Source organism: Nocardioidaceae bacterium SCSIO 66511 (genome assembly GCA_023100825.1).
Lineage (GTDB): Bacteria > Actinomycetota > Actinomycetes > Propionibacteriales > Nocardioidaceae > Solicola.
On the sequence record CP095846.1, the window covers coordinates 3,556,248 to 3,569,078 of the forward strand.

At 67.3% G+C, this 12,831-nt stretch carries 12 protein-coding genes; 6 read left to right on the plus strand and 6 right to left on the minus strand.

Going from position 1 to position 12,831, the window contains the following annotated elements; translation table 11 throughout:
- Nucleotides 1-5 precede the first annotated feature (5 nt).
- From MU582_16805 to MU582_16815, 3 genes are read left to right on the plus strand one after another with little or no spacing between them, the layout of a single operon-like run.
- Nucleotides 6-1,370, plus strand: coding sequence for a hypothetical protein (locus tag MU582_16805; protein ID UPK74081.1), 1,365 nt, complete (start codon nucleotides 6-8; stop codon nucleotides 1,368-1,370).
- A gap of 4 nt (nucleotides 1,371-1,374) precedes the next feature.
- Nucleotides 1,375-2,553 (plus strand): CoA transferase, encoded by a 1,179-nt coding sequence (locus MU582_16810; protein UPK74082.1) that lies wholly within the window; start codon nucleotides 1,375-1,377, stop codon nucleotides 2,551-2,553.
- Between the two features lie 35 nt (nucleotides 2,554-2,588).
- On the plus strand, nucleotides 2,589-3,512 hold the full coding sequence (locus MU582_16815) for a LysR substrate-binding domain-containing protein (protein UPK74083.1): 924 nt from the start codon (nucleotides 2,589-2,591) through the stop codon (nucleotides 3,510-3,512).
- On the opposite strand, the gene dapC is transcribed toward MU582_16815, so the two are convergent.
- Nucleotides 3,499-4,620 (minus strand): succinyldiaminopimelate transaminase, encoded by a 1,122-nt coding sequence (gene dapC / locus MU582_16820; protein UPK77189.1) that lies wholly within the window; start codon nucleotides 4,618-4,620, stop codon nucleotides 3,499-3,501. The genes MU582_16815 and dapC overlap by 14 nt on opposite strands.
- A gap of 69 nt (nucleotides 4,621-4,689) precedes the next feature.
- Nucleotides 4,690-5,013 (minus strand): ferredoxin family protein, encoded by a 324-nt coding sequence (locus MU582_16825; GenBank protein ID UPK74084.1) that lies wholly within the window; start codon nucleotides 5,011-5,013, stop codon nucleotides 4,690-4,692.
- A 110-nt stretch (nucleotides 5,014-5,123) separates the two neighbouring features.
- Here MU582_16825 and MU582_16830 point away from each other — a divergent pair, with 110 nt between their 5' ends.
- From MU582_16830 to MU582_16840, 3 genes are all read left to right on the plus strand, one after another.
- On the plus strand, nucleotides 5,124-6,104 hold the full coding sequence (locus MU582_16830) for a GNAT family N-acetyltransferase (protein ID UPK74085.1): 981 nt from the start codon (nucleotides 5,124-5,126) through the stop codon (nucleotides 6,102-6,104).
- Between the two features lie 765 nt (nucleotides 6,105-6,869).
- Nucleotides 6,870-8,582: a formate--tetrahydrofolate ligase gene (locus tag MU582_16835; protein ID UPK74086.1), complete on the plus strand. Its 1,713-nt coding sequence runs from the start codon at nucleotides 6,870-6,872 to the stop codon at nucleotides 8,580-8,582.
- A 14-nt stretch (nucleotides 8,583-8,596) separates the two neighbouring features.
- Nucleotides 8,597-9,169, plus strand: coding sequence for a cyclodeaminase/cyclohydrolase family protein (locus tag MU582_16840; GenBank protein UPK74087.1), 573 nt, complete (start codon nucleotides 8,597-8,599; stop codon nucleotides 9,167-9,169).
- On the opposite strand, the gene MU582_16845 is transcribed toward MU582_16840, so the two are convergent.
- From MU582_16845 to mshB, 4 genes are all read right to left on the minus strand, one after another.
- The gene (locus tag MU582_16845; protein UPK74088.1) at nucleotides 9,147-10,817 is read right to left on the minus strand and encodes a peptidoglycan binding domain-containing protein; all 1,671 of its coding nucleotides are present in this window, start codon (nucleotides 10,815-10,817) and stop codon (nucleotides 9,147-9,149) included. The genes MU582_16840 and MU582_16845 overlap by 23 nt on opposite strands.
- An 84-nt stretch (nucleotides 10,818-10,901) precedes the next feature.
- Nucleotides 10,902-11,438 (minus strand): flavin reductase family protein, encoded by a 537-nt coding sequence (locus MU582_16850; GenBank protein ID UPK74089.1) that lies wholly within the window; start codon nucleotides 11,436-11,438, stop codon nucleotides 10,902-10,904.
- A 2-nt stretch (nucleotides 11,439-11,440) separates the two neighbouring features.
- A complete protein-coding gene (locus MU582_16855) occupies nucleotides 11,441-11,833 on the minus strand; it encodes a DUF6113 family protein (protein UPK74090.1) in 393 nt (130 codons plus the stop codon).
- A 6-nt stretch (nucleotides 11,834-11,839) separates the two neighbouring features.
- Complete coding sequence (gene mshB, locus MU582_16860) at nucleotides 11,840-12,745, minus strand: N-acetyl-1-D-myo-inositol-2-amino-2-deoxy-alpha-D-glucopyranoside deacetylase (GenBank protein ID UPK74091.1); 906 nt, start codon at nucleotides 12,743-12,745, stop codon at nucleotides 11,840-11,842.
- Nucleotides 12,746-12,831: the final 86 nt, after the last annotated feature.

The window sequence follows — 12,831 nt, forward strand, 5'->3', positions numbered from 1 at the left end:
TCACCGTGGAAGCGCTGCACACCGCGATCGCGATCATCGGCATCATCGCCTTGATCATCGTCTTGAAGGTCGACCCGGTCATCTCGCTGGTCCTCGGGTCCATCTATCTGGGACTTGCCGCCGGGCTCGGGTTCGAGGACACGGTCAGCACGATCGCGACGGGCTTCGGCGACATCATGGCCGAGGTCGGCTTGTTGATCGGCTTCGGCGTGTTGATGGGCTCGTTGATGTTCGCGACGGGAGCGTTACAACGACTGGTCGAGCTACTTCTCCGTGTCCTCGGCGCCCACAGGCTCCCGTACGCGATGAGCGCGGTGATGACCACGCTCTTCCCGTCGATCTATGTCGACGTGCAGCTCGTTCTCGCAGCACCGCTGGCCCGCTCGGCCGCGCCCGACCTCGGCCGTAACGGGCTCGGCATGATGGGCGGCGCACTCTCGTCGGGCATCCTCGTCGGCTACGTGTTCGTGGTGCCGGGACTCGGCACTGTTTCCATCGCCGGTCTCCTCGGCGTACCTCTCGGCACGATGCTCCTCTACGGCATTCCGATCGGCCTGATCACCGCTGTCCTCACCACCTTCATCTACGGGCGAATCCTCCGACTCGGGTTCTGGAACCCCGACAAGGACGAGCGTCCGTCGGAGGCGCTGCTCGAGGAGGAGGCGCTGGCGGCCGAGCGCGCCAACGTCGACAGCGCGGAACCCGACACCCGGCGGCTGCCGCTGGCGGTCGCACTGCTGCCGATCCTCGTGTCGCTGGTGATGATCGCGACCGCAGCCATCGCCGACGCCGCCGGCGTCGAGTCCGAGATCCTGCGATTCGTCGGCAACCCGGTGCTGGCGCTGTTCGTCGGTCTACTCGGCGCGTACGTCCTCGCCAAGCTCTCGATCGGCAACGAGCGCACGGACGAGGCGATCACCAAGGGGCTGAACACCACCGGCCAGATCCTGCTCATCACCGGCGTCGGCGGGTCGCTCGGTGCCGTGATCGCAGCGACCGGGCTGGAGGATGTGCTGCGCGACCTGTTCTCCGCCGAATCGGGTACGTCGGTGGTTGTCAGCATCCTCCTCGCCTGGTTCGTGGCCGCCCTCCTGCACCTCGCGATCGGGTCGATCTCGGTCGCCGCGATCGTCGCCGCCGGGATCCTCGCCCCGGTCATGGGCGACCTCGACGTACCTGCGGCCATCATCGGGCTGGCGATCGGAGCCGGCGCGCTGTTCGCACTGCAGGTGAACAGCAACTTCTTCTGGATGTTCCAGACCCTGCTCGGCGTCTCGACGCGGGGCGCGCTGAAGGCGCTGACGTTCGTGACCGCGCTCGCGTCGGTGGTGTCGCTGCCGATGATCATCCTGCTCAGCTTGGTGGTGTAGACCGTTGATCCAACCGCTCTCGGGAGTGACGGTGGTGTCACTCGAACAAGCCATCGCAGCGCCGTACGCGAGTCGGCAGCTCGCCGACCTCGGCGCCCGGGTGATCAAGATCGAGCGACCCGGAGTCGGCGACTTCGCCCGGGCGTACGACTCGCGCGTCGACGGTATGAGCTCACATTTCGTCTGGACGAACCGCAACAAGGAGTCGCTCACCCTCGACATCAAGGCCCCGGACGGCCTGTCGATCGTCGAGCAGCTGATCGCCGAGGCAGATGTGTTCATCCAGAACCTCGCACCCGGCGCAACTACGAGGGCAGGGCTCGGAGCGGAGGCCCTCCAGGCGACGAACCCAGGACTGATCGTCTGCGATATCTCCGGCTACGGGAGCCCCGGTCCGTACGAGACGATGAAGGCGTACGACCTGATGGTGCAGAGCGAGGCCGGGCTGCTTTCGGTGACCGGCACCCCCGATGACGTGTCGAAGGTCGGCATCTCCGTCTCCGATATCGCCGCCGGCATGTACGCGTACAGCTCGATCCTCGCAGCGCTGATCGAACGCGGCCGCACGGGCAAGGGCGCACATCTCGATGTGTCCATGCTGGAAGCCACCGTCGAGTGGATGGGTTTTCCGATGTACTACGCGTACGACGGTGCCGAGCCGCCCGCACGCGCGGGAGCCGCACACGCGACCATCTACCCGTACGGGCCGTTCACGACCGGCGATGGCCTGGTCGTCATGATGGCGATCCAGAACGAACGTGAATGGCTGGCCTTCTGCACCGACTTCCTCGGCGACCGGCAGATCGCCACCCACCCGTCGTACGTCTCGAACGCGGAACGCAACCACAACCGCGAGACGCTCGGCGCGATCATCGCGAATCGGTTCGCCGAGCTCACGGCCGACGAGGCGACGAGCATCCTCGCCTCGATCCCCGTCGCGTACGCACGGGTCAACGAGATGCGCGATGTGTGGTCGCATCGCCAGCTGGCGGCGCGGGGACGGTGGCATCAGCTGACAACTCCCAACGGTTCGGTGCCCGCGCTCACGCCACCTGGGTTCGACGCCGACGACCCACGGATGGACGCAGTGCCTGCGCTCGGTGAACACACCCGTTCCATCCTTGCCGAGCTCGGTCGGTCCGACGATGAGATCGACCGACTGATCACGGCCGGGGTGGTCTGAAGGGCAGACGTCGCGAGACCGCCTATCGTCGGTCTGTGGACATCGGTCAGTTGCGCGACTTCATCGCCGTGCTCGACTCCGGCAGCCTCACCAAGGCCGCCGCTTCCCTGCACGTCTCCCAGCCGGCAATCAGTCAGCGCATGGCTCAGTTGGAAAGTGAGCTGGGCGTACGCCTGCTCGAGCGCGGCCCGCGCGGCATCGAGGCGACCCCGGCCGGGCGCGAGCTCTACCGCGACGCGCAGCAGGTCGTACGCCAGTTCGACCGGCTCGGCACGGGAGTACGAGCCCCGGGCGGCATCCGCGGCCCGGTCGCGGTCGGGCTCCCGTCGACTGTCGCCGTCCACCTGGCGCCTGCCCTCTACTCCTGGACCAAGCGACACCATCCGGGAGTACATCTGCAGTTGTTCGAGTCGATGAGCGGGTACATCCAAGAGCTTCTGCAGCGGGGGCGGATGGACCTCGCGGTCCTCTACAGTGACGACGCCTCCGCGCGGCCGACGCAGACCCCTCTGTACGCCGAGGAGCTCTACCTGTTCGGCGATCCGGGGTCGCGCCTTGCCGCTGCTTCGGAGATTGCGGTGCGCGATCTCCAAGAGGTCTCGATCGTCGCTCCGGGAGACCGCAGCAACCTACGTGCACTGATCGACCGCGCCTTCTCGGCCCATGGGATGACGCCGCGCATCGTTGCCGACGTCGAGTCGCTCGGCGCCATGATCCGGATCGCCGAAAGCGGTGACGCGTGTGCCGTACTCCCGTTGTCGAGCCTCGGGCACAGGTTCGCCGGGACGGCAGAGGTCCGCCGCATCGTCGAACCCGTCCTCGAACGCTATGTCGCTGTCTGCGCCGCCGCCGAGTTCTACGAGCCGCGCGCGGCCGTCGATGCGGTCCGGCGCGGCATCGTCGAAGTGACCAGATCCCTTGCAGAGAAGGGAGACTGGCAAGGGATCAGACTGATCTGAGTCGATCGCAGGCGGTTGCCACCCGCTCATCGGTCGCCGTGAAGGCGATACGTACGTGGCGCTCACCAGCCCGGCCGTAGAAGTTGCCGGGTGCGACCAGGATGCCTCGGTCAGCCAGCCACGCCGCCGTGTCAAGACAGGGCTCGTCGCGGGTCGCCCACAGGTAGAGCGCACCCTGCGAGTAGTCGATGCGGAACCCCGCAGACTCGAAGGCGCCGAGCAACTGCTTGCGCCGGTCGGCGTAGCGCGCACGCTGCTCGTCGACATGCGCGTCGTCGTCGAACGCCGCGACGAGGGCAGACTGCTGCGGGCCGGGCATCAACAGGCCGAGGTTCTGTCGTACGGCAAGTAGCTCGGCCACGACCTTCGGGTCGCCGATCGCGAACCCGCCGCGATAGCCGGCGACGTTCGACCGCTTGGACAACGAGTGCACGGCGAGTACGCCTTCGAAGGACCCGCCGCAGACCTCCGAGTCGAGCACCGAAACAGGGCGTTCACCCTCCCAGGCGCATTCGAGATAACACTCGTCACTCACGACGAGAGTGCCCCGCTCGCGGGCCCACTCGACCACCTTGCGCAGGTGGGCGACCGGCAGGATGCGGCCGGTCGGGTTCGACGGCGAGTTGAGCCATACGATCGCCGGAGCCTGCGGTCCGAGCGCGGACGTCGAATCACTCACGACGACGTCGGCGCCGGCGAACCGCGCTCCGACCTCGTACGTCGGGTAGGCAAGCTCCGGGATGACAACCGTGTCGCCGGGGCCGACGCCAAGGTGCACGGCCAGCCCTGCGATCAGCTCCTTCGAGCCGACCGCGGGAAGAACGCAGTCAGCTCCGACGCCCTCGATGCCGAATCGGCGCGCAAGCCAACCGCCGACCGAGGCGCGGAGTTCGGGGGTGCCGATCGTCTTGGGATAACCCGGCGAATCGGCGGCGTCGGCGAGAGCGCGCTGGACCAGCTCCGGAGTGGGGTCGACCGGTGTGCCGATCGACAGGTCGACGATACCGTCCGGATGCCGAGCGGCACGCGCTTTCGCATCGACGAGGGTGTCCCAGGGAAAGCCCGGCAGGCGACGCGATACGGCGTCGCGCAGCAACTTGGTGTCCATCATCAGCACCCTCTGCGAATCGCACACCGCCCCGCTCGATCGGGGTGCAGCGGCGCTCCGGCGAGCTCGTCAGTCCTGGTTCTGCGGCGGAAGCGCGGCGATCATCGGGTGGTCCTTGTCGATCTCACCCATCTTGGCGGCGCCTCCGGGCGAGCCGAGGTCGTCGAAGAAGTCGACGTTCGCCGCGTAGTAGTCCTTCCACTCCTCGGGCGTGTCGTCCTCGTAGAAGATCGCCTCGACCGGGCACACCGGCTCACACGCGCCGCAGTCGACGCATTCGTCGGGATGGATGTAGAGCATCCGCTTGCCCTCGTAGATGCAGTCGACAGGGCACTCGTCAACGCATCCGCGGTCCTTAACGTCCACACACGGCTGCGCGATGACGTACGTCACGGATTCCTCCTTGAGTCGCGGTGACGGACCGATTTCGTCCGTCAGGATCTAGTATCACGCGTGCCCGGAGACGCCTCGCAATGAGGTCCATCTGACGGACGGGAGTACGCATGTCGTTGAACGAGTCGATGGTGGGTCTGCGGATGAGCGTACGCACGCTCGTACCCGGTGAGGTCGGCCCGACCGGCGGTCCGGCGATGACCGATGTGATCGGACGCGTACTCGCAGTCGACGCCGGCCATGCGACGATCGAGCGGCGCGACGGCGAGCTCGTCGACATCCGAATCGAGGACGTAGTCGTGGCGCGGCAGGTGCCCGACGGACGTCGGCGGGTTCGTACCCGCCCCGCGCTCGACTTCACCGCCGACGAGCTCGCCCGGATCTGTACCCGTGGCTGGCCGCCGATCGAGACCGAGCCCCTCGGCGAATGGCAGCTGCGAGCGGCGGATGGCTTCACCGGCAGGGCAAACTCCGCGGCAGTGCACGGAGACCCGGGTCTACCGTTGTCCGACGCCCTCACGCGGATCACGCACTTCTACGCAGAGCGCGACCTGCCGGCAAAGGCGCAGGTGATCGACGGTTCGGTGTGGGAGTCCAGGTTCGCGGAGGCCGGCTGGGTGGGTATCGGCGGCACGCACGACCACGCGATCGTGCAGGTCGCGGACCTTCGTGATGCCGTGACGCACGTACCTCGCGAAGACCATGACGTCAGCGTCACCGACCGCGCGGACGACGACTGGCTCGGGTTATACGGGCGTGCCGCGACCAGCGCACCTGCAGCTGCCCGCGCCGTCCTCGAAGGTCCGCCGACGGTCGGATTCGTACGCATCGGCGACCCGCTCATCGCGATCGGCCGCGTCGTCGTCACCGGTGAATGGGCCGGCATGAGCTGCGTCGAAGTCGCACCGGCACAGCAACGACATGGCCTCGGCCGGCGCGTCGTCGACGCATCGCTGCGTTGGGCCACCGAACACGGCGCCGACAAGGCGTACCTGCAGACGATGGCCCACAATGATGCGGCGCTCGCCCTGTACGCGCGGTACGGATTCGCCGACCATCACACGTATCGGTATCTGACCCCGGGTGGGTAGCCCGCTTCGGTTCGATTACCGCCGCCTCGGCTCGGTTTCGCTGTCGGCTCTCCCGTTTCTTCGATACGACTACTCACCGCTTCGCTTCTCGCTTCGGTCGGCATTCCCGCTCCTTCGGCGCGACCACCCGTCTGCCTGATTTCCGCCTCGCTGTCGGCATCCCGTCGCGTTCTGGCTCGGCAAAGGACGCGGCGACGCGGGAGCCGCAGCTACGACCTCGGGTTGCTTGCCGGCTACCCCGGACCGGTCGGCCTTGGCGGGGTCGGTGGGTGGTCGTTTACCAAGTAAACATGGTGAAACTCCACTTAGCACGGCATGGGCACCGTGCAAAGTGGGACGCTGCCGAGCCCATTGGTACGCCAGCGACTACCGGTACGGATGTGACGTCGTAACCGAACGTTACCCCGATCCCATATTAAGGTGGCGAGGAAGCCGCCAACCAACCGAACCGAAATGACGCCTCCGCGCGTCGCCGCGTCTTTTTGCCGGCCAAAGGGCCGGGAATGCCGACCGCGAGCGGACGCAGGCAGACGTGTGGTCGAGCCGAAGCAACAGGGAAAGCCGACCGCGAGCCGGAATCAGGCAGTCGGGTAGTCGAACGGGCAGAGCGGGGATGCGGGCCGACACGACACCCACAGGTACGACCCCGCCGAACCGCATTCGCAGAATCTCTTGCCGCCGAGGCGTGCGCGGGGTCAGAATCGACGTATCAGTGTTGCGCTATCCAATCATGGTTGCGCAATATGCAACACCTAGGAGGCACTGATGACAGAGCCCGCGACCTCCATCCCGTCCGACCTGGCGATCTCGCGGGCTGCCGTCCCGCGTCCGCTCACCGAGGTCGCTGCCGAGATGGGCATCGGCGCACACCTACTCGAACCCTACGGACACGCCGCCGCGAAGATCTCCCTCGACGCGATCGATGAGCTCCGCGATCGACCGCGTGCGAAGTACGTCGTCGTCAGCGCGATGACGCCGACCCCGCTCGGCACCGGCAAGACAACGACTTCGGTCGGCCTCGCCCAAGGCTTCAAACACATCGGCAAGCTGGGCATCGCGGCACTGCGACAGCCCTCGATGGGGCCGACGTTCGGCATCAAGGGAGGCGCTGCCGGAGGCGGCTACTCCCAGGTGATCCCGATGGAGGCGCTGAACCTGCACCTCACCGGCGATATGCACGCGGTCACCGCGGCGCACAACCTACTGTCGGCGATGCTGGCCAACCACCTGCACAAGGGCAATGCACTACGCATCGACCCGCACCGCATCACCTGGCGGCGCGTACTCGACGTCAACGATCGCGACCTACGCCAAATCGTCAGCGGCCTCGGCGGGCGTACGAACGGCACCCCGGCCGAGACGGGCTTCGACATCACGGCCGCGAGCGAGGTGATGGCACTGCTCGCGCTGTCCACCTCACTACGAGATCTACGCGAACGCCTCGGCCGCATCGTCGTCGCGTACGACGTGGACGGCGAACCCGTCACCGCCGAGATGCTCAAGGCGGCGGGGTCGATGTGCGTACTCCTGCGCGATGCGCTCCAGCCGAACCTGATGCAGACCGTCGAGCAGACGCCGGTCCTCATCCACTGCGGGCCGTTCGGCAACATCGCCACCGGCAACTCGTCCGTCGTCGCCGACCTGATCGCGATCCACGGCGGCGACTACCTCGTCACCGAAGCCGGGTTCGGCGCCGACATCGGGGCCGAGAAGTTCTTCAACATCAAGTGCCGAGCATCCGGACTCACCCCGGACGCTGCCGTCGTGGTCGCCGGCGTACGCGATCTGAAGACGCACTCCGGCAAGTACAAAGTGACCGCCGGTAAGCCGCTGCCCGAGCAGATGCTGGTCGAGAATCCCGACGACGTGCACGCCGGAGCATCGAACCTGCGGCGCCAGCTTGCGAACATTCGCCGGCACGGCGTCAACCCGGTCGTCGCCGTGAACGCCTTCCCGAGTGACTACGAAAGCGAACAACAGGCGATCCTCGACATCGCCGCAGAGGAAGGCGCGTACGCGGCGGTGAGCCACCACTTCACCCGGGGCGGCAAGGGCGCAATCGACCTCGCCCAGGCCGTTGCGGCCGCATGCGACGCGCCGTCGTCGTACGAGCGCCTCTACCCCGACGACATGTCGTTGACCGACAAGATCGACACGATCGCCCGCGAGATGTACGGCGCCGACGGCATCGACGTGTCACCGGTCGCCGCACGCCAGCTGCAGTCGTACGAACAGAACGGCTTCGGCAACCTTCCGGTGTGCATCGCGAAGACGCATCTCTCCCTCACCGACGATCCGAGTCGCAAGGGGGCACCGACCGGCTGGCGACTGCCCGTACGCGAAGTGCGCGCATCCGTCGGTGCCGGGTTCATCTACCCGATCTGTGGGACGATGCAGACGATGCCCGGCCTCTCCTCGGCGCCCGCAGCAGAGCGGATCGACATCGACGAGGAGGGCAACATCGTCGGGCTGTCGTAGGTGGAGGCACGCAATTGGGCTGGGCGGACGGCGACTACCTCGGGCGTCCGCTGCGTGAGCTGATGGCCGACGTCGGCGGATCGGATCCGGTGCCCGCCGCCGGATCGACCGCGGCAGCGACCGGCGCACTCGCGGCGGCACTCACCGCGAAGGTGGCCCGCCGATCTCGAAAACGACTGTCCGACGCCGACGAGCTCGCCGAGCGTGCCGACCGACTGCGATCGCGACTCGAGCCGCTCGTCACCCTCGACGCGGAGGCGTACGCCGCCGTACTCGCCGCACGTCGCGACGGTGTGGACACCAAACCCACCTGGAAAGAAGCCGCCTCCTGGCCCGAGACGATCGCGTACGTGTGCGCCGACATCGCCGACCTCGCCGCTCACCTGACCGCGGAGGGCAACCCGAACCTGCGCTTCGACGCCTCGGGCGCAGCTTCTTTTGCCGCCGCGACTGCAGAGGTCGCAAGCGCCCTGGTTGCCGCGAACGAGGGCGGAGTCGAGTCGGTACGCGCGGCTGCCGACCGTGCCCGGCAGGCGGCCGACCGTGCGGTGTCGTCGACCGGGCTCAGCGACGACCGCGACACTTGATGCGCGCCACCGGAGCGTAGGACGACGAGAACGAGTCGCTCCGCGCCTTCGAGTCGGCGATCTTCACCGTACGCCGCACCTTCACCGCGAACCCCGCAACGCCAGACCGCGGGCTGCAGGCCCTCCCCTTGCGTACTCGCACGGGCTTGCGGACGTTCTGCCGGGAACCGCGATCCAGCTCGACGTCGGCCCGCCGCGACCCCCATACCTCGACGTGCACCGACGTTCGCTTCTTGCCCGCGTCGGCGTACGCGACGATCACAACCGGGTGGTCGGCGACCGTCGCCAGGCGCAGATTGCGGCCGCCGTACGCCACAGCCGCATCACGTCCGATCGGCAGCCGCTCGACGTACGTACGGTGTGCATGTCGCTCCGGTACGACCAGGCCTGCTTTCAGCCCGGCGTTGAACAGCGTCGTCGCCACCTGCGAGGCGCCCTCGCCGTTCCCGCCCGACCGTCGCGGCTCCCGCACGGCGGCGTTGAAGGAAAACGGATGACCTGCGCGAATGAGCGAGTCGTCGATCCTGCCAGCGATCTCGCCCACGTCGACTCCCCGACCGCGCCGGAAGCGGGTGGTGTAACTCGCTACCTTGCGTTGGATGGCGAGGTTCTTGGCATCCGCGGTACGAAAGCCTGCGCGGCGTTTCACCGTTTCGAGACGCACGACGCGCTTCGCCGCAGCCTTCCGCTCCAGGGCCTTCGCCACCTGCCGGGCCGTGCCACCCGTGCGTACGCCGCGGCCGGCCACGTCACTGACGATCTTCGGCCGGTCGCCACGGATCACGACGGTCGCGGGCTTGGGCGTCCTGCGGACGTCTTTCGTCTTCGACATCACCAGCTCACGGAACCGGTCGTTGTCGACCTTCGCCGCCAGCCGGCCGTCGACCGGACCGAAGTGCACCATCGACCGCACCTCAGCCGGCGAGAGCTTGAACGTCTTGTCCGCCACCCGTAGGCGCAGCGGCGAGCCGACGGCAGTCTTGACCGGACCACTCAGCGCAGCATTCAGCTCGGCGGACGACACGGTGGGCTTCGCAGTGACGACCGGAATGGCTTCGTCCTCGTGCTCCTCGACGAACTGGGTACGTATCAACTCCTCGAGGTCGGCTCGATGCACCTTGCGTCCCTGCTCACCACGGCGTACGTCGAGCCCGTCACCGTCGAAGCGAACCCGCGGCTCGACCGGAGCCTGGTCGATCCCAGACGCGATGTCGTCGATCTTCGCGTCGAGCTTGCGCTGGTCGACGGTGACGACCGGGTCGAGCCGATCGTTGCCGACCAGGTTGGTCAGCATGTCGACCGGGTTCCACGTCCGGCCGCCGCCCGCCGACGCGACGCTCTGCTCGATGTGGAGTTCGAGGCCGACGTCGCCCGGTTTGATCTTGTACTCGTCGTTCTCGTGGTAGAACGTGAGCGTCTGCCGGGTGTGTGGCGCGAGATCGGCGTTGAGCCGCTCCTCTGCCTGTTCGGGCGTCAGCCCGCCGACCCCGACTCCACCGATCCTGGTACCCGTCGGCAGCCGGTTGCCGAGCAGGAAATGCCCCGCGACGTACATCCCGCCGAGCAGGATCACGAGTCCGGCGATCGCGAACCACGTGCCACGACGCTCGCGCTTCTTCAGCTCGGATCGGGGTGCCTTCGATGTCACTTCGGTCGCTCCTGGGTGCCCGCAGACCGGGCGTCGGCCAGCGCGGAGTCTACCGAAGCAGCCCTGCTCGCCGCCTCGGCCGGGTCAGTCGGCCGAAGAGTCGCCGGAGGTCTTCTCGCTCTCCTCGGAGCGTACGAGGCTCGCGTAGTGGGAGCGGTAGTAGAGCAGCGGGTCATCGCCGTCGCCGACCTCGGCGTGCAGGACCTTTCCGACGACGATCGTGTGGTCGACCCCGTCGTAGGTCTGCCAGGTCTCGCATTCCAACCAAGCGAGCGCACCGTCGATGAGCACCGCGTCGATCGTCTTCGCCGGGCGGTGCTCTACCCGGTGCAGCTGGTTGTCGAGCGGACGGCCGCGGGTGGCGAACCAGGTTGCCGCGGCCTGGTTGTCCTCGGAAAGGATGGAAACCGCCCACGTGCGCGACTTGTCGACCGCAGCATGGAACCGGTTCTTGTGGTCGATGCAGACGAGTACGAGCGGTGGATCGAGGGCGACGGAGGTGAATGCGCTCGCGGTGAGAGCGTGATCCTTGCCGTCGATCCGGGTAGTGACGACCGTGACGCCGCTCGCGAACCTCCCGAGCGCGCCCCGGAACGCAGACTGGTCAACGGGTTGAGGCACACCTAAATCGTAGGCGCTGTCTTTCCGGAGGTCGGCCGGGGACCGGTCATCGAAACGACAACGGCAGCGCCGACGACGACGAGACCGCCGATCAGCATGGTGTAACCGATCCAGTCGGAGGCGAAGAGGTAGTCGCCCTCAGGGCGGCCGCTGAACAGATACATGAACATGACCGCCCAACCGACCGCGGCGCAGATCGCACCGATCGGCCGGTCGTCGAGCAGAGCTGCCGCGCGGACCACGAGATACGACGCGGTCAGCGACAGCGCCAGACCCCACGGCAGCTCGACGCCGAACGGAGACCAGACGTGGCGGTGTGCGATGAGCGCCGCAAGACAGACGACCGCGCCGGCAACGCCGAACGCCGCGCGTACCAACAGCTGTCGAGCGGGCACGGGGCGCTACGCCACGCCGCCGAACAGGTCGGACTCCAGTTCGCCGTCAGGCGCGGAGCTCGCGCCCTTGGCGAGCCGGTAGTGCTCCACACCCCAGACCTGGTTGCCGATGTCGTTCGAGAACGCGAAGAACGGGCTGTCGTCGGTGATCTGAGTCGCATGAGCGCGCATCGCGTCCAGCTTCGCCTCAACGTACGCCGTGCCGTCGATCTCGGCATCGAGGTCGATGTCTTCGGAGACCATCGGCGGCAACTGACCATCGGGGTCCATGCCCTCGAACGTCGTGGTGTCGCCGGTTGCGCGGATCGCGCGAAGGCCTTCGCGCATGCGCGAGGCAGACATCGCATTCCAGTAGATCTTCGGGATGTCCCACGCTTCGCCGAGGTCGCGTCGATACGACGGGACTGCGGCCAGGCTCGCCGCATAGTGGGCGACCCGGTGAGCCTGCACATGGTCGGGATGCCCGTACGCGCCGAACTCGTCGTACGTGAGCAGGACCTGCGGGCGTACCTCGCGGATGACCTCCACCAGATGCAAGGCAGCCTCGAGCAGATCGGCACGCCAGAACGAGTCGTCGCTGACATCGGGCGGAACCGCCGCGGCGCCGTCGTCGGTGTGGATCATGCCCGAGTCGCGGTAACGCCCTGCGCCGCCGAGGAAGCGATGGTCGTTCACGCCGAGGATCTCCATCGCCTTGGTCAGCTCACCGATGCGGTGCTCCCCGAGTCCGTCGTCCTGATCGGCGGCCAGATGCGCCAGCTCGGGTACGAGCACCTCGCCGAGCTCACCGAGAGTGCAGGTCACCAACGTGACCTGAGCGCCCTCTGCCGCGTATTTGGCCATCGTGGCGCCGTTGCCGATGGTCTCGTCGTCGGGGTGGGCATGTACGAGCAGGAGGCGGCGATCTGTCATGGCGTCAAGACTAGTGCGTTGCGCCGACACGACCTGTGGTTCGGGCCAGACCAGGGTTGCGACGGCGGCTCCGCTTAGGGTTCCAC